Origin of the sequence: Embleya sp. NPDC008237, assembly GCF_042956465.1 — a bacterium.
GTDB lineage: Bacteria > Actinomycetota > Actinomycetes > Streptomycetales > Streptomycetaceae > Embleya.
The window spans coordinates 365381-381178 of sequence record NZ_JBIBGL010000009.1 but is presented as its reverse complement, the minus strand read 5'-3'; the positions used below and the strand labels follow the sequence as shown (position 1 = coordinate 381178).

The window sequence follows — 15798 nt, the reverse complement described above, 5'->3', positions numbered from 1 at the left end:
AGATCATCTCCTGTGGTGTCAAGACGTGGTTCGTGGGTCGGGGACTTCAAGCCGTCGGCGCATACTGCGGGCGCCCGGCCGGCCGGTAGACCTGGATCGTCACGCCCCTGGAGTCGACCCGCGACTCGACCGGGTCGAGCGCGAGGTCCGGGCCCGCGTCGGGGAACAACCGTGCGCCCTGGCCGACGACCACCGGGACGGTGATCAGAATCATCTCGTCGATCAGATCGTTGGCCAGCAGCCACCGGGTCAGGATGCCACTGCCGTGCACCTGCAGCTCACCTCCCGGCCGGGCCTTCAGTTCTCGGACGGCGGCCGCGACGTCTCCGGACAGGACGGTCGTGTCCGACCACGCCGGATCGGTGAGCGTGGTCGACGCGACGTACTTGGGCCGTGTGTTCAACGCTTCCACGACGGACTCCCAGCGAGGGGCGTCCCGGACCGTGAAGGTCCCCCACGAGCCGGCGAACAGCTCGTAGGTCCGCCGGCCGAACAGGAACGCGTCGGCACGCCGGTAGGTCTGGTTGATGAACGTCGTGGTCGCGTCGTCGCCCCTTCCCAGGGCCCATCCGCCGCGCTCGAATCCGTTCCTGCGGTCCTCGTCCGAGGCGCCGCCGTTTCCCTGCATCACGCCATCGACGGTGATCTGCGTGACGGTCGTCAGCTTCATGATCGCGATTCCTTCGCTTCGGCGCCGCCCCGTTGCGGGCGGCCTCACCCCTGCTACGAACGCCACCGCCCCGATCGGACACCTCCTCCCGGATTTCTTCGAAAAACTTTTCCGGGCGCCTGTCGCCGGCGATCCGAATCGGCGCGCCTTCGATATCGGTGCGCCCACTATGTCGAGATCCCAGGGGTCTCCGGCGGCCACGACGGGCAGCCGGAGACCCGACCACTTCGAGACGACTCTGCCGAGCCCCGTCGAGGAACCGATCCGGAAGCGGGAAGAGCGCCGGCGCGGCTGACCGCCGCCCGCCCCCACCCACTGGCCCAGCAGCCCGGCCCCGCCGGGCCGCGCGCCCACACCCGGCGAATCATCCCCCGCCGAAAAAGTTCGCGGCACGATGTCGAGAACCCGCCCGCAGCTGCGTCCCCGCAGTGAACACGGCCACAATGGGCCGGACCGCACCGAGGAGAACACGATGGCCAAGTACCTCTTGCTCAAGCACTATCGCGGCGCCCCGGCACCGGCCAACGACGTGCCGATGGACCAGTGGACGCCGGAGGAACTCTCCGCCCACGTGCAGTACATGCAGGACTTCGCCGCCCGGCTCGAAGGCACCGGCGAGTACGTCGACAGCCAGGCGCTCTCCCCGGAGGGCACGTTCGTCCGCTACGACGGCGAGGGGCGACCGCCGGTCACCGACGGTCCGTTCGCGGAGACCAAGGACCTGATCGCCGGTTGGATGGTGATCGACGTCGAGAGCCACCAGCGGGCGCTGGAGCTGGCTGCCGAGTTGTCCGCGGCTCCGGGCGCGGGCGGGAAGCCGATCGGCGAGTGGCTGGAAGTGCGCCCGTTCTTCTCCGAACCCACGACCATCACGGAGTGACGCATGGTGGACGAGGTCCTCCTGCGGACCCTCACCCCCACTGTGATCGGCGTCCTCGTCCGCCGCGGAGCGGATTTCGCGGCGGCCGAGGACGCCGTACAGGAAGCCCTGGTCGAGGCCGTGCGCGTGTGGCCGGAGAATCCTCCGCGTGAGGCCAAGGGCTGGCTGGTCACCGTGGCCTGGCGCAAGTTCCTCGACGCCGCCCGCGCCGATGCCTCCCGACGGCACCGCGAGGTACGCGTCGAGGTCGAGCCCGCGCCCGGCCCGGTCGAGGCGGTGGACGACACGCTTCAGCTGTACTTCCTGTGCGCGCACCCGTCCCTGACCCCGGCCTCGGCGGTGGCGCTCACGCTGCGCGCGGTCGGCGGCCTGACCACGCGGCAGATCGCGCAGGCCTACCTCGTGCCCGAGGCGACCATGGCCCAGCGGATCAGCAGGGCCAAGCGGACCGTCTCGGACGTCCGGTTCAACCAACCCGGCGACGTCGCCACCGTGCTGCGCGTGCTCTACCTGGTGTTCAACGAGGGGTACTCCGGCGACGTCGACCTCGCCGGCGAGGCGATCCGGCTGACCCGCAGGCTGGCCGCCGAGACCCACCACGAGGAGGTCGCGGGCCTGCTCGCGCTCATGCTGCTCCACCACGCACGGCGCCCGGCACGGACCGGTCCGGACGGCCGGCTCGTGCCGCTCGCCGAGCAGGACCGCAGCCTGTGGAACACCCGCCTGATCGCCGAGGGCGTCGACGTGCTCCAGGCGGCCCTCGCCCGCGACCGCCTGGGCGAGTTCCAGGCCCAGGCCGCCATCGCCGCACTCCACGCCGACGCCCGAACGGCCGAGGAGACCGACTGGGTGCAGATCGTCGAGTGGTACGACGAACTGGTACGCCTCACCGACAGCCCGGTGGCCCGCCTCAACCGGGCCGTCGCGGTCGGCGAGGCCGACGGCCCGCGGGCCGGCCTGGCCGCCCTGTCCGGGCTCGACCCCGCCCTGCCCCGCCACACCGCCGTCGAGGCGTACCTGCGCGAGCGCGACGGCGACTCGGTGACCGCGGCCCGCCTGTACGCCGAAGCCGCCCGATCGGCGCCCAGCCTCCCCGAACGCAACCACCTCACCCGACAGGCGGCGCGACTCAACACCCAATCGGGCGGGTGAGCCGCAGACCGCAGACCGGCCGCCGGCCCCGGGATTGCGCTCCCGGCCTCCCCGATCCCGGCCGGCGTTCCGCCAACCCGCACCTTCGGTGCACGCCGGGAGACCTGTCGTTTCCCGGCGCGCACAGACGATGCACCGCCCGCCGCGTCAGCCCTGCGCGGGCCGCACCGCCGAGGCATACGAGCCCACCACGACGGCATCGTCGCGGCTAGGCCTTCGAGCGGGCCGACATGGTCGCCCTCGAAGGTCTGCTGACCGAGGACGCCCGTTGGGAGATGCCGCCGATTCCGACCTGGTTCGACGGTCGCCGGGACGTGCTGCGGCTGCTCGCGGCGAAACTGCGGCCGGGGGAGGGGCAGCGGATCATGGTGGAGACGTCCGCGAACGGCCGGCCCGCGTTCGCGATGTACACCCGGGGACGAGACGGTGCCTTCCACGCGCACACGATCCAGGTGCCGACCCTGACCAGGGCGGGCGTCTCCGCGGTGTTGACGTTCCACCGAGCCGATCTGTTCCCCTTCTTCGGCCTGCCGATCGACCGGTAGCCACAGGGCTGAACGCCCGCCCGGCGACCTTCGGGCCGCAACCGCGCCACCGGCCGCGGGCCCGTCGGCGGGCCCGCGGCCGGGTATCCGCTCACAATCGCAGCCAGGCCGCCGTATCCGAGGGAAGGCCGCCGTCGACGGTCAACGGTCCGCTCGACAAAAGGAGTTCGCGATGCGCCGGCAGCTCCGCGGAGTCCCCGCCCAGATTGACCACACACGCGAACCGGTCGCCGCGCCCGAACGCGAGCACATTCGCCGGCACCCCCGGCAGCCACGTCAGGTCGTCGCCGTCGCCGAGTGCCGACTCCGCGCGGCGCAGCCGGATCGCGGCCCGATACAGCGACAACATCGACTCCGGGTCGCCGCTCTGCGCCGCCGCGGTCCGGTCGGCCCAGTCGGCCGGCTGCGGCAACCACGGCGGCGCCGAGGCACGCGCCGGGCTGAAGCCGTACGGCGGCGCGTCCCCCGACCAGGGCAGCGGTACCCGGCAACCGTCCCGCCCGGGCGAGGTGCCGCCCGAGCGCAGCGCCATCGGATCCTGCAACGCGGCCGGCGGGATGTCCTCCACCTCCGGCAGCCCCAACTCCTCGCCCTGGTAGACGTACACCGCGCCCGGCAGCGCCAACGTGAGCAACGCCGCGGCCCGCGCCCTGCGCATCCCCAGCACCGGGTCGGTCGGTACGCCGCGCGCCTTGGCGGCGAAGCCGAACGAGGTGTCCGCGCGGCCGTATCGGGTCACCGTGCGGGTCACGTCGTGATTGGCGAGCACCCACGTCGCCGGCGCGGACACTGGCGCGTGTGCCGCCAGCGTGCCCTCGATCGACGCGCGCAGCCGCACGGGCTCCCACGGGCAGGACAGGAAGTCGAAGTTGAACGCGGTGTGCAACTCGTCCGGCCGCAGGTAGCGGGCGAAGCGCTCGGTGTCCGGCAGCCAGATCTCGCCGATCAGCGCACGCGGATCCGGGTACGAGTCGGCGATCGTGCGCCACGAGCGGTAGACGGCGTGCAGCCCGTCCCGGTCGACGTACGGGTGCGGGGCGGGCGAATCCGGGTCCAGGTCGGGCAGCGCCGGGTCCTTCTCCAGCAGCGCCGCCGAGTCGATCCGCACTCCCGACGCGCCGCGGTCGAACCAGAACCGCAGGACGTCCTCGTGTTCCTCGCGCACGCGCGGGTGGCCCCAGTTGAGGTCCGGCTGCCGGGAGTCGAACAGGTTGAGATACCAGTCGCCCGGGGTGCCGTCCGGGTCGGTGGAGCGGGTCCAGGCCGGGCCGTGGAACTCGGAGACCCAGTTGTTGGGCGGCAGTTCGCCGTGCTCGCCGCGCCCGGGCCGAAACCAGAACAGTTCGCGTTCGGGCGCCGCCGGGTCGGCGATCGCGGCGCGGAACCACGGGTGCTCGCTGGAGACGTGGTTGGGCACGATGTCCACGATCGTGCGGATGCCCAGCTCCAGCGCATCGGCGATCAGCTTCTCCGCGCCGGCCAGGGTGCCGAACTCCGGTGCCACGCCCCGGTAGTCGGCCACGTCGTAGCCGCCGTCCGCCATCGGCGAGGGATACCAGGGGTTGAACCACAGCGCGTCCACGCCCAACTCGGCCAGGTACGGTAGCCGCTCGCGCACGCCGGCCAGGTCCCCGGTTCCGTCGCCGTCGCCGTCGGCGAAGCTGCGCGGGTACACCTGGTAGATCACCGCGCCACGCCACCACGGTGCCGCCTGCGCTCCCTGTCGGCCGTGTTCTGCCACGTCGTCGTTCCTTTCGGGTAGGACGACGGGGACGTACCGCGCCGGGCGCGGCCGTCGCCGTCTCGAAAAGGGGATGCGTCTCGGAGCGAGACGAGAGATCGGGGGAGACGGGGGATCGGGGGAGACGAGGGGCGGGGGAGACGGGGGATCGGGTACCCGCTCCCCTGCACGCAGGAGAGCTACTCATGCTCCTCCTCTTCCTCCTCCTACTCCTTGACGCCACCCGCGCTGATCCCCGCGATGATGTGCCGCTGGAAGACCAGGAAGACGGCCACCATCGGGATGCTCGCGATGACCATCGCGCCGATCAGATAGGTCAGCGGCAGGCTCGCGGACAGTTGCACCAGCGCGACGCTGATCGGCTGCTTGTCGGTGTCCGGGAAGACCAGCAGCGGCCACAGGAAGTCCTGCCAGACCGCGACCACCGCGAAGATCGACACCACCCCGAGCACGGGCCGCGACATCGGCAGCACGATGGACCACAGCGTGCGCAACGGGCCCGCGCCGTCGATCGACGCGGCCTCCAGGACGTCGTCGGGCAACTGGTCGAAGAAGCGCTTGAGCAGGTACAGGTTGAAGGCGTTGGCCACCGACGGCAGCCAGATCGCCCATGGCGTGTTCAACAGGTTGGTGCCGACGAACGGTACGTCGACCGCGGTCAGATACCTGGGCACGAGCAGCGCGGATGCGGGCACCATCAGGGTGGCCAGGATCGCGCCGAGCACGATCTGCCCGAACACCGGTTTGAGTTTGGACAGCGCGTAGGCCGCCGCGGTGCACAGCACGATCTGGAACAGCCAGGCGCCGCCCGCCTGGAGCGCGGTGTTCCTCAGGTAGCGGGCCAGGTCCATCCGGCGCCACGCCTCGGCGTAGTTGTCCGCGTGCCACTCCTTCGGCACGTACGTCGGCGGGCTCTGCAACATCTCGTCCGGGGACTTGAACGCGCCGGTGACCATCCAGTAGATGGGAAACAGGAACGCCGCGGTGAAGCCGGCGAGGGTGAGCGTGAAGACCACCCAGTACGTGATCCTGCCGCGGGTGCTGCGCAGTCGCATCGGTGAGACGAGCGTGCGCACCTGCGTGCCCGCGCGGCGCCGGGCGCGCTCCGCGGCGCGGTCCGCCCGCGCGCCGGCCCGTCGGCCGCGGGATCCGATCGTGATCGCCATCGCCGGCCCCCTAGTCCTTCGTCCGGGTCAACCGCAGGTACAGCGCGGAGAACGCGGCGAGCAGCATCAGCAGCAGCACGCTGAGCGCGCACGCGCTCCCGTAGTTGTTGTAGACGAATGCGTACTTGTAGATCAGGTACAACACGGTGATCGTGGAGTCGCCCGGCCCGCCGCCGGTGATGATGAACGGTTCGACGAACACCTGCATCGTGGCGATGATCTGAAGGAGCATCAGCATCAGGATGATGAACCGGGTCTGCGGCACGGTCACGTGCCGGATCCGCTGCCACAGGTTCGCCCCGTCCAACTCGGCCGCCTCGTACAGCTCGCCCGGGATGCCCTGGAGCGCGGCCAGGTAGATCAGCACGGTGCCGCCCATGTTGGCCCAGGTGGCGACCAGGACCAGCGAGATCATCGCGGTGTCCGCGCCGTTGGTCCAGGTCGAGGTGGGCAGGTGCGCGGCCCGGAGCACCTCGTTGAACAGGCCCGGGCCCGGGTCGAAGAACCACTTCCACATCAGCGCGGTGACCACGGGCGGGATCATCACCGGCAGGTAGACCGCGAGCCGGAAGAACGCCCGGGCGTGCCGCATCTCGTTGATCAGCAGGGCCAGCACGAACGGCACCACGAATCCGATCACCAGCGCAAGTCCGGTGAAGTAGAGGGTGTTTCGCCACGCGGCGGCGAATTCGGGGTCGTCGAAGACGGTGGTGAAGTTGTCGAACCCCACCCACTCGGTGTCCGCGCCGGTTTGGCCGCCGGTGCGCTGGAAGGACAGCTGGATGGCTCGGATGGCCGGGTACCAGGAGAAGAGGGCGAAGCAGAGCAGGCCGCCCGCGAGGAAGCCGTAGGCGGTGAGATTGGCGTGGATCCGGCGACGCAGGCGACTCGGGCCGTGCGGGTGCTGCGCGGAGCCGTTTCGGGCGCCGCCTCGGGAGCTGCCGGGGCGCCATCGGGTGCGGCCCGGGGGATCGGGCTTGGAGACCGCGACCGTGGTCGTCATTGCGTGCGCTCCCTCGCTGTCGCTGTCGCCGGGCGGGTGGGCGGCCGGCGGGACGGGGCTCGTCGGGTGGGCCGGGCGGGTCCGCGGGTCCGGGCGGGCCGGGTGGGGTCCCGGCCGGCCCGTCGGGTGCGCGGTGTGCCTACTTGGCGAGTTGCTGGGTGATCTTGGTGTTCGCGTCGCCGAGCAGCTTGTCCAGGTCGGCGTCCTTCTTGGTCAGCACGCTGGAGACCACGCCGTCCAGGATCGAGTAGATCTGCTGGCCGTTCGGGGGTTCGGCGATGGCCGGGACGGCGGCGGCGGCGAAGCTTGCGTAGTTCTCCACCGGCAGGTTCGCGTTGGCGGCCTTGAGGTCGATGTTGGACTTGGCGGCGGCGCCGGTCCAGATGGCCGGCTCCGGCAGGCCGACCGGTTCCTTGTCGGTCTTGCCGCGGGCCCAGTCGTTGAGGCCCCTGCCCGGGGTCAGGGCGAGGAAGTCGAGCCACTTCAGGCCCGCCTCGATCTGCTCGGGCGTGCACTTCTTGTTGAACATGTAGCCGTCGCCGCCGGCGAGCGTGCCCTTGCCCTCCGGGATCGGTGCGATGCCCAGGTCGGCGAGCTTGCCGCCGAACTCGTTGACGATGGTGGGGATGTTGTCGGGCGCGGCCAGGAACATGCCGAGCCGACCGCTGCCCATCATCTGTTGCACGTCCGCGATGGTCAGCAATTGCTTGCTGCCCATGCTGTTGTCCGTCCAGCGCATGTCGTGCAGGGTCTGTAGGACGGCCCTGCCCTCGGGCGTGTTCACCGTGCCGGACTTGCCGTCGGGGGACACCGCGGCGCCGCCGCGGGAGTACAGCTCGGCGACGAAGTGCCAGCCGCCCTGGTTGCTCGCGCTGTAGTCGGCGTAGCCGACGGTGCCGCCCCCGCTGTCGGCGATCTTCTTGGCCGCGGCGCGAACCTCGTCCCACGTGGCCGGCGGCTTGTTCGGGTCCAGGCCCGCCTTGGTGAACAGCGCGCGGTTGTAGACCAGGCCCATCGAGTAGTTCGTGCGCGGTACGCCGAACGTCCTGCCGGCGGTGTCCTGGAAGTACTTCACCAGGTCGGGGCGAAGCTCCTTGCCCGGCACGGTCTTTTCCATGTAGGCGCTGATGTCGGCCGCGCCGCCGCGGGCGAGCACGGTCTGCACGTTGGTGTAGTTGACGTAGAACAGGTCTTCCATCCGGCCGCCGGACAGCTTGGCCTCGAACGTGGTCGGGTCCGAACACGGGAACGCGTCCTTGGACTCGATGCTGATGTTCGGGTTGGCCTTCTCGAAGGTCGCCACGTCCTGTTCCCACTGCTTGCGGTCGACCTCGGCGGTGCGCGGCGGCTTGCAGTTGACGGTGATCGAGACCTTCTTGCCGCCGCCGGTCCCGGGAGCGTTCGCGGCGCCGGAGGGGTCGGTCTTGGCATTGTCGGCGCTGTCCGCCTTGTCGCCGGAGTCGTCCGAGCAGGCGACGCCGGCGAACAGCAGCCCGGCGGTGACGACGAGTGCGGCGGAGGATCTGCGGTACCTGGTCGCGGTGTTGCGCATCTGACGCATCTGAGGGAGCCCTTCTGACCGTGCGGACCCGCGTCGGCCGTCGGCCGGGTCGTCGGCCGCCCGCGGGGGAGCGCGGGCAGCACGACATGGCCCGGGGTCGGTCGTGCCGATCTCGGTCGGAAACTCGGTGGAACCCGACGAATGGAACGAGCAGGCGCAGGCTTCCGGGACGGCGCGTTCCGGGTGCTGCGTGGCGCTGCACACTCAACCACGAGGGGCCACGGCTCTACAAGATGTCGACGAGATTTCGCAAATTAGCGACAGTGGTCGGTGGTTCTCTCGATGCCGACTTGCAGAATGCCGCCCGTCAGGGGGCGGTGGGGCCGGCCGGGCGGGTTCCGGGCGTTGCCCGGTCGGCTGTGGGCACCGGTCCCGACGACTTGCGCAGCACCAACTCCGGCTCGAACAGCAGCTCGTCGTGGGTGACCGGGGTGCCGGCGATCTCCGCCATCAACAACTCGACCGCGGCCCGGCCCATCAGCTCGATCGGCTGGCGCACGGTGCTCAGCGGCGGGTCGGTGGCCGACATCAGCGCGGAGTCGTCGTAGCCCACGATCGACACATCGCCCGGGACGTGAAGTCCCAGGCGGCGTACGGCCCTTACCGCGCCGAGCGCGAGCGGATCGCTGGCGCACACCAGCGCGGTGATGCCGCGATTGATCAACCGCGTGGCGGCGGCCTGGCCGCCTTCGAGGGAGAACAGGGCGTGTTCGACCCGGTCCTCAGGAAGGTGCACGGCACGTCGGGCGGCGGCGAGTTTGCGGTTGGAGGGCACGTGGTCCGGCGGGCCGAGGATCATCCCGATCCGATCGTGGCCCAGCGCCGTCAGATGCGCGACGGCCTGCTCGGCGGCGGCCGCGTCGTCGCAGCTCACCCGGGGGAAGTCGAGGTTGTCCACGGCCGCGTTCAGCAACACGGTGGGCAGGTTGCGCTCGGCCAGGCGGGCGTAGTGGCCGTGCGGCGAATCGGCCTGCGCGTACAACCCGCCGAAGAAGATCACCCCGGATACCGCCTGGTCGAGCAACATCTCGACGTAGTCGGCCTCGGTCACGCCGCCGGCGGTCCGGGTGCACAACACGGGGGTGAACCCGCGTTGCGCGAGCGCCCCGACCACGATCTCGGCGAACGCCGGAAAGATCGGATTCTGCAACTCCGGCAGCACCAGCCCGACCAACCGCGCCCGCTCGCCCCGCAATTGGGTGGGCCGCTCGTAGCCCATCACATCCAACGCGGTCAACACCGCGGCCCGCGTCCCCTCCGACACCCCCGGTTTCCCGTTGAGCACGCGACTGACCGTCGCCTCGCTCACTCCGACCTTCTTCGCAACCTCAGCAAGTCGACGCACCATGAGCGCAAGAGTAGTACGGAAGAAGTCATCTTTTTGCGCAAAGGCGCAAGCGCTGTGCATGGGGCCTGCGGCCGGCGACCTGCGGCCCGGCGACCTGCGGCCCGGCGACCTGCGCCTTGTGGCCGGCGATGCACGGTCGGCGGGCGTGCCCGGCCGCCGAGGGACGGGGTGGGATGTCGGCAGGTTCAGGGTCAGCGCTTGAGTTTGCGCCAACCGCCGGCCCGATTGTTGGCGATGATCTGCTTGAACATCGCGGTGAGGGCCGGTGCGTTGATGGTTTCGCCCTGGCGTACGGCCACGGTGCGGGCGGTCTTGTTGTCGTGGCCGCCGGTGATGATTCCCTCGGGGTCCGGGACGATGGCGCCGTCGTAGAGGAAGACGTTGACGTGGTCCTTCGCCGCGAGCAGGGCGCAGATGTTGCCCTGGAGGACGAAGTACGGCCGGTTGGTGCGCTTGATGGTCTCGACCACCTCCGGGTCCGCGCCGTGGACCAGGTCACGCACCTCACGGCAGATGGCCTGCTGCCAGTCGGGCAGGCCCTCGATGTAGTCGTCGACGCGTGAATCGGTGGCGTACGTCATGGCTCTGCACCCTAGTGCCGCGCGCGGCTTCCGGCATCCGGCGCTTCGGGCCCGCCCGTCGTGCCGGGGGCGGCCGTGGGGGCGGGCGTAGGCGGCGGGGTGTTGCGGCGGTCAGGGTGTGGTCGGCGGGTCGGTGAGGTTCAGGGCCGCTTCGAGGAGGGCTTCGACGATGTGGGATTCGGGGACGGTCTTGACCACCTCGCCGCGGACGAAGATCTGGCCCTTGCCGTTGCCGGAGGAGACGCCGATGTCCGCTTCGCGGGACTCGCCCGGGCCGTTCACGACACAACCCATGACCGCGACGCGCAGCGGGACGGGGAAACCGTCGAAGGCGGCCTCGACGCGGCGGGCCAGGCGGTGGATGTCCACCTGGAGTCGGCCGCAGCCGGGACAGGAGACGATCTCCAGCCGACGCGGGCGCAATCCGAGGGATTGCAGGATGTGGCAACCGGCCTTGACCTGTTCGACCGGGGGCGCGGACAACGACACCCGGATCGTGTCGCCGATGCCCTCCGCGAGCAGGATGCCGAAGGCCACCGCAGACTTGATCGAACCCTGGAGAGCGGGCCCGGCCTCGGTCACACCCAGATGCAGGGGATAGTCGCAGCGCGCGGCGAGCAGCCGATAGGCCTCGATCACCGTGCGCGGATCGTGGTGCTTGACCGCGATCTTGAGGTCCCGGAAGCCGTGTTCCTCGAACAACGAGCACTCCCACAGCGCCGATTCGACCAGCGCCTCGGCATTCGCCCGGCCGCCGTGTCGGGCCGACACTCTCGGGTCCAGCGAGCCGGCGTTGACCCCGATCCGGATCGGCACGCCCGCCGCGCCGGCCGCCGCCGCGATCTCCCGGACCTTGTCGTCGAACCGGCGAATGTTGCCCGGGTTCACCCGTACCGCCGCGCAGCCCGCGTCGATGGCCTGGAAGACGTAGCGCGGCTGGAAGTGGATGTCCGCGACCACCGGGATCGGCGACCGAGCGGTGATCGCGGCCAACGCGTCGGCGTCGTCCCGGGACGGCACCGCGACCCGGACGATGTCGCATCCGGCGGCGGTGACCTCGGCGATCTGTTGCAGGGTCGCGTCCACGTCGGCGGTGGAGGTGGTGGTCATGGTCTGCACGCTGATCGGTGCCCCGTCGCCGACGGGGACGGCGCCGACATCGATCCGACGTGAGGGGCGTCGGACCGGCACGTGGGTGGGAACCCCGGGCAGGCCGAGGTCGGTGGCGGTCATGCGGGTGCCTCCTGTCCGGATGGGTACGTCCCCGCGCTCGCGCGGCTTCGACGTGGCGGTACGGACCGGCTCGGCATCCGCCGTACCGGCGACGCGGGCCCCACCGGTGACAAAGGTCTCTCCGGCGACGGGAGTTCGGTATCGGCGGACGACACACGCCGGTGTCCGCCCGGCCCGACGTCGGCGAGCACCGCGGTCCGCCGAGGTAATCGCGAGTCCGCCGCGGTGCGGAGCGGGCGGGGGCTCGGGCATTCGTACATGTCCCTCCAGGGTTCGATCGACGTGGACACACGGTCGCCGGGCCGAACGGCGCGGGGGCGCCCGGGTGGTGCATTCGCGCTGGGGCGCCCGTGGTGGGGCGCCCGGGTCGGCCGGCCGGCGTACGTATGGCAGTTTTACCGACGATCGGATGACCGAGAAGGCGTGAAACCCGGCCCGGTGACGCACCGATGATCACGACGGCGCGCGGGGGTGCGGGACTCGGGGCCGGGCGTGATTCGCATGCGCCGGGCGGGTGATCCGAGCGCCGGCCGCGTCCGGGCGGTGGGCCGGGCGGCATCGCAGCACTCGGATCAGCCGGATCAGCCGGCTCGCCCGGGTTGTCCGGATCGGCCGGCTCGGTGGGGTCAGCCGGCTCGTTCGGGACGCCGGTGCGTGCCGGGCGGGTTCACTCGCTGCGCAGCATCCGGCGCAGGCGTTCGAAGGCGGTGGGGGTCGGGCGGCTCGGCAGGAAGTCGCGGATCCGGCGGGCGCATTCGGCGGGGCTGTCGGTGTGCGTGTCGCATTCGAGGTCGTACACCCCGTGCGCGTGCACCCGGTCGAACTGAAGGGCCGCCATGCCCGGTGTGCGATCCCCGCGCGCCTGTTCGCGACGGAGCAACTCGGCGCGTGGGCACCGTAATCCGACCAGGACCACGTCCCGGGCGGGCAACACGTCCAGGCAATCGAGCAGGCGCCAACGTTTGCTGAGGATGTGGTCCATCACGACCGGGTTGCCGGCGGCGGCCATGCCGGCGACCGCGCGATGGAAGCCCTTGACCGTACGGTCGATCTCGGCGTCCACGAGGTCCGGCGGGATGTGTCGTTTCGACCGCATGGCGTGAAAGGCGTCCACCGCGAGGTGGTAGTGCGACGGTTCGAGGATGCGCAGCAGTTCGGCGGCGATGCTGGACTTGCCGGAACTGGAGGTGCCGTTCAGGAAGATGATGCGCCCCGTCGCGGGGCGCGGCGATGACTCTTGCGGCGGCGTCATCTCCGAAGTCTATCTCCAAATTACGGATCTTTTATGTCCGTGATCCGCCCCTGACGGCCCACGGCCCACGGCCCACGGCTCACGGCCCACGGCTCACGGCTTGCGGCTCACGGTCCTCGGTCCATCGGCTTGCCGAAACGGCAAGGATCGTCGCCACCTCGTGACGTGTCGGTCGAGACTGGCCACACCGAAGCCGGGGAGGAGACGCCGCGCCGGATTGTGCTCGGCGCCGAGGGGCACACCACCGAGGTTGTCGACCACGTCTCGCCGGTCCGCCGGACCGAGTGTTTCCGCCCCGGCAAACCGCACCCGCACCACGAAGGAGTACGCCGTGTCCCCCGCCTCCCGCCGCCGTGACACCCCTCCGCCCCGCACCGCCGACAGCGAGGTCGAGGTCCTGCGCGGATTCCTCGACTACCTGCGGGCCTCGATCGCCGCGAAGGTCGACGGAGCCGCAGAGCCCCGGGTCCGGACATCGGACGTGCCCTCGGGCACCACCCTGCTCGGCCTGCTCAACCACCTGGTCGCCGTCGAGAATGCGACGTTCCTCGGCGAAAAGGTCGGCAACTGGCAGGCGACGTTCCGCCCCGACCCCCAGGACACCGTCGCCGACGTCGTCGCCCGCTACCGGGCGACCGTCGACCGCGCGAACAAGGTTCTCGACGAATGCACCGATCTCGGCGCACCGCTTCCCCGGCCCGGGCGCGCGGGCCCGTCGCCGAGCGTTCGCTGGGCGCTCACCCACATGATCGAGGAAACCGGTCGGCACGCGGGCCATGCCGACATCCTCCGTGAACTCATCGACGGCACCACCGGACGCTGAAGTTCCCGGGTTCCCGGGGGAGTCGTGGTGAGGGGTGGCCGGCAGGCTGGGCGGCATGGGTGATGACGAAGAGGGCGCTCTTGCGGATCGGGAGCTTGCCGATTACCTGGAGACGGAGCGGCGTGCCGGTGGGCCCGCTGCGCGGGAACTCGGGGCCGTCGAGATGCGGCGGCGGCAGCGCCGGCGCCTTGCGGGCCGGCCGGCCGGGCCTGAGGTTGCCGAGGTTCGGGATCTCCTCGTGGACGGCCCGGCGGTGACGGTGCCGCCGATTCCGGCCCGGTTGTACCGACCCACCCTCGATCCGCTCCCGCTCGTGGTCTACCTGCACGGTGGCATGTGGACCATCGGCGGCCTGGACTCGCACGATCGGTTGTGCCGCCGACTCGCCCTGGCCGCGCGGGCCGCGGTACTGGCCGTCGACTACCGCCTGGCCCCCGAACACCCCTGGCCGGCCGGGCCCGACGATGCCGCCGCGGCCTTTCGCTGGGCCGCCGAGCACTCCCGCGAACTGTCGGGTGCGGCGGGGCCGCCGGCGGTCGCGGGGGACAGTTCGGGTGGGCACCTGGCGGCGCTGACCTGTCTGCGGATGCGCGCCGAGGACGCCCCGTTGCCGGCGGCGCAGATCCTCGCGTTCCCCAACACCGACCTGACGTTGTCCCGGCCGAGTACGCGGGACAAGGCCACCGGCTGGGGTCTGACCACCGACGCCGTCGCGTGGGGCGTGACCAACTTCGTTGCGGACGCGGCCCGTCGCGCCGATCCGGGGGTCAGCCCGCTGTTCGCCGCCGACTTTTCGGGCCTGCCGCCGGCCGTGGTGGTCACCGCCGAACACGACCCGCTTCGCGACGAGGGCGACGAGTACGCCGCCCGTCTCGCCGCCGCCGGAGTCCGCGTTCGGCACCGCCGCGAGCCCGGAATGATCCACGGCTTCCTGACCATGGACCGACTCGCCCCGTCCGCAGCCACAGCCGGCGACCGCTTCTTCGCCGACGCCGCCGCCATCCTCCACGGCTGAACCCGGCGGGAACGCCGCCTACCCGACGGCGTGCCCGCTCTCGCGTGCTGCGTGTGAACGTCGCCGGCCGTCAGACCGGGACCGGGCCCTCGTCGGTCAGCGCAGGCACCGCGCGTGGACGCAGGACCATGAGCGAGCCTTCCAAGGCCGCCACCATGGCGAAGGGGAACCGGTCGACCTCGAGACAGAGCGCAACGTCGTCGGGATGGACTCCTTGACGCACCCCCTCCGCCAGTTCGGCGGCGGCGCGCGATGCGGCAGCGCGGCGGAGGAACTCGGCGGCATCCGTCCCGTCGTCGCCGGCCCTGCGAGCGATGTACTGGGCACACGCCAGATCTTCGTCGGCCCGCCCATCCTCGCCGGTGACCACGAACGTGACACTGTCACCCTCGCGGGTCCGCAAGAGCCGAGCCGTCGCCTCCGCCACCACGAAGCCGGCGCACAGCACCAGCGGCGCGTCCTTGACCGCAAGGGCGCCGACCGTCCCGGCCGTGGTCTTCTGCACAACGGTCCGTCCGCCGAAGTCGATGGACCGTAGCAGGCCCGGGGAGTTGACGGTGTCGAATCCGGGCGCGGGCGGACCGTCCTTGATCGCCATCCAATCCGGGTGGCGAGCTTTCAGCGCGAGAGCTTCGTCCAAGGACTCGGCGAGCACGATCTTTTCCGCCCCTCGGGCAAAGGCCCAGGCAGCCACGGTAAAAGCCCGCATGACGTCGACCACCACCGCCACGGACGGGGTTTCGACCAGATCGGCGATGCCGAGGAAACGAGCGTGCATTCCGGCCGTCATCGGGCGTGCCCGACCCGAAGCACCCGAGTCATAGGCGT

General features: G+C 71.0%; 16 protein-coding genes. 6 read left to right on the top strand and 10 right to left on the bottom strand.

Going from position 1 to position 15798, the window contains the following annotated elements; genetic code table 11:
- Nucleotides 1-46 precede the first annotated feature (46 nt).
- Nucleotides 47-670 (bottom strand): dihydrofolate reductase family protein, encoded by a 624-nt coding sequence (locus tag ACFZBU_RS24885; protein WP_391585829.1) that lies wholly within the window; start codon nucleotides 668-670, stop codon nucleotides 47-49.
- Between ACFZBU_RS24885 and ACFZBU_RS24880 the strand changes: the two genes are divergently transcribed.
- The 4 genes from ACFZBU_RS24880 (at nucleotide 651) to ACFZBU_RS24865 (ending at nucleotide 3247) form a co-directional block, all read left to right on the top strand.
- The gene (locus ACFZBU_RS24880) at nucleotides 651-965 is read left to right on the top strand and encodes a hypothetical protein (RefSeq protein ID WP_391585828.1); all 315 of its coding nucleotides are present in this window, start codon (nucleotides 651-653) and stop codon (nucleotides 963-965) included. The genes ACFZBU_RS24885 and ACFZBU_RS24880 overlap by 20 nt on opposite strands.
- Before the next feature lie 177 nt (nucleotides 966-1142).
- Entirely contained in the window at nucleotides 1143-1550 is a 408-nt protein-coding gene (locus ACFZBU_RS24875; protein WP_391585827.1) for a YciI family protein, read from the top strand.
- A 6-nt stretch (nucleotides 1551-1556) separates the two neighbouring features.
- The gene (locus ACFZBU_RS24870; protein ID WP_391585886.1) at nucleotides 1557-2702 is read left to right on the top strand and encodes an RNA polymerase sigma factor; all 1146 of its coding nucleotides are present in this window, start codon (nucleotides 1557-1559) and stop codon (nucleotides 2700-2702) included.
- A gap of 230 nt (nucleotides 2703-2932) precedes the next feature.
- Nucleotides 2933-3247 carry a hypothetical protein gene (locus ACFZBU_RS24865; RefSeq protein ID WP_391585826.1) on the top strand — a complete coding sequence of 105 codons (315 nt, stop codon included), beginning with the start codon at nucleotides 2933-2935 and terminating at the stop codon, nucleotides 3245-3247.
- A 91-nt stretch (nucleotides 3248-3338) separates the two neighbouring features.
- Here the strand turns inward: ACFZBU_RS24865 and ACFZBU_RS24860 are convergent, their stop codons facing one another.
- From ACFZBU_RS24860 to ACFZBU_RS24825, 8 genes are all read right to left on the bottom strand, one after another.
- A complete protein-coding gene (locus ACFZBU_RS24860) occupies nucleotides 3339-4988 on the bottom strand; it encodes a glycoside hydrolase family 13 protein (RefSeq protein WP_391585825.1) in 1650 nt (549 codons plus the stop codon).
- Nucleotides 4989-5194: 206 nt separating this feature from the next.
- The gene (locus ACFZBU_RS24855; RefSeq protein ID WP_391585824.1) at nucleotides 5195-6154 is read right to left on the bottom strand and encodes a carbohydrate ABC transporter permease; all 960 of its coding nucleotides are present in this window, start codon (nucleotides 6152-6154) and stop codon (nucleotides 5195-5197) included.
- Nucleotides 6155-6164: 10 nt separating this feature from the next.
- On the bottom strand, nucleotides 6165-7157 hold the full coding sequence (locus tag ACFZBU_RS24850) for a carbohydrate ABC transporter permease (RefSeq protein ID WP_391585823.1): 993 nt from the start codon (nucleotides 7155-7157) through the stop codon (nucleotides 6165-6167).
- A 139-nt stretch (nucleotides 7158-7296) separates the two neighbouring features.
- Complete coding sequence (locus ACFZBU_RS24845; RefSeq protein ID WP_391585822.1) at nucleotides 7297-8709, bottom strand: ABC transporter substrate-binding protein; 1413 nt, start codon at nucleotides 8707-8709, stop codon at nucleotides 7297-7299.
- 316 nt (nucleotides 8710-9025) lie between these two features.
- Nucleotides 9026-10066 (bottom strand): LacI family DNA-binding transcriptional regulator, encoded by a 1041-nt coding sequence (locus tag ACFZBU_RS24840; protein ID WP_391585821.1) that lies wholly within the window; start codon nucleotides 10064-10066, stop codon nucleotides 9026-9028.
- Nucleotides 10067-10257: 191 nt separating this feature from the next.
- The gene (locus tag ACFZBU_RS24835) at nucleotides 10258-10647 is read right to left on the bottom strand and encodes a DUF1801 domain-containing protein (RefSeq protein ID WP_391585820.1); all 390 of its coding nucleotides are present in this window, start codon (nucleotides 10645-10647) and stop codon (nucleotides 10258-10260) included.
- A 111-nt stretch (nucleotides 10648-10758) separates the two neighbouring features.
- Nucleotides 10759-11880 carry a flavodoxin-dependent (E)-4-hydroxy-3-methylbut-2-enyl-diphosphate synthase gene (gene ispG / locus ACFZBU_RS24830; protein ID WP_391585819.1) on the bottom strand — a complete coding sequence of 374 codons (1122 nt, stop codon included), beginning with the start codon at nucleotides 11878-11880 and terminating at the stop codon, nucleotides 10759-10761.
- Between the two features lie 667 nt (nucleotides 11881-12547).
- Entirely contained in the window at nucleotides 12548-13132 is a 585-nt protein-coding gene (locus tag ACFZBU_RS24825) for a chloramphenicol phosphotransferase CPT family protein (RefSeq protein ID WP_391585818.1), read from the bottom strand.
- Nucleotides 13133-13463: 331 nt separating this feature from the next.
- Between ACFZBU_RS24825 and ACFZBU_RS24820 the strand changes: the two genes are divergently transcribed.
- Nucleotides 13464-13955, top strand: coding sequence for a DinB family protein (locus ACFZBU_RS24820; RefSeq protein ID WP_391585817.1), 492 nt, complete (start codon nucleotides 13464-13466; stop codon nucleotides 13953-13955).
- Between the two features lie 55 nt (nucleotides 13956-14010).
- Nucleotides 14011-14970: an alpha/beta hydrolase gene (locus tag ACFZBU_RS24815; RefSeq protein ID WP_391585816.1), complete on the top strand. Its 960-nt coding sequence runs from the start codon at nucleotides 14011-14013 to the stop codon at nucleotides 14968-14970.
- A 70-nt stretch (nucleotides 14971-15040) separates the two neighbouring features.
- Here ACFZBU_RS24815 and ACFZBU_RS24810 read toward each other — a convergent pair whose 3' ends face one another.
- Nucleotides 15041-15748, bottom strand: coding sequence for a 2-phosphosulfolactate phosphatase (locus ACFZBU_RS24810; RefSeq protein ID WP_391585815.1), 708 nt, complete (start codon nucleotides 15746-15748; stop codon nucleotides 15041-15043).
- Between the last annotated feature and the right edge of the window lie 50 nt (nucleotides 15749-15798).

Excerpts from the sequence above, each read along its gene's own strand:
- ACFZBU_RS24885 (WP_391585829.1), bottom strand. The coding sequence starts at position 670 with ATGAAGCTGACGACCGTCACGCAGATCACCGTCGATGGCGTGATGCAG.
- ACFZBU_RS24875 (WP_391585827.1), top strand. The coding sequence starts at position 1,143 with ATGGCCAAGTACCTCTTGCTCAAGCACTATCGCGGCGCCCCGGCACCG.
- ACFZBU_RS24865 (WP_391585826.1), top strand. The coding sequence starts at position 2,933 with ATGGTCGCCCTCGAAGGTCTGCTGACCGAGGACGCCCGTTGGGAGATG.
- ACFZBU_RS24855 (WP_391585824.1), bottom strand. The coding sequence starts at position 6,154 with ATGGCGATCACGATCGGATCCCGCGGCCGACGGGCCGGCGCGCGGGCG.
- ACFZBU_RS24850 (WP_391585823.1), bottom strand. The coding sequence starts at position 7,157 with ATGACGACCACGGTCGCGGTCTCCAAGCCCGATCCCCCGGGCCGCACC.
- ACFZBU_RS24845 (WP_391585822.1), bottom strand. The coding sequence starts at position 8,709 with ATGCGCAACACCGCGACCAGGTACCGCAGATCCTCCGCCGCACTCGTC.
- ACFZBU_RS24840 (WP_391585821.1), bottom strand. The coding sequence starts at position 10,066 with ATGGTGCGTCGACTTGCTGAGGTTGCGAAGAAGGTCGGAGTGAGCGAG.
- ACFZBU_RS24835 (WP_391585820.1), bottom strand. The coding sequence starts at position 10,647 with ATGACGTACGCCACCGATTCACGCGTCGACGACTACATCGAGGGCCTG.
- ispG (WP_391585819.1), bottom strand. The coding sequence starts at position 11,880 with ATGACCGCCACCGACCTCGGCCTGCCCGGGGTTCCCACCCACGTGCCG.
- ACFZBU_RS24825 (WP_391585818.1), bottom strand. The coding sequence starts at position 13,132 with ATGACGCCGCCGCAAGAGTCATCGCCGCGCCCCGCGACGGGGCGCATC.
- ACFZBU_RS24815 (WP_391585816.1), top strand. The coding sequence starts at position 14,011 with ATGGGTGATGACGAAGAGGGCGCTCTTGCGGATCGGGAGCTTGCCGAT.
- ACFZBU_RS24810 (WP_391585815.1), bottom strand. The coding sequence starts at position 15,748 with ATGCACGCTCGTTTCCTCGGCATCGCCGATCTGGTCGAAACCCCGTCC.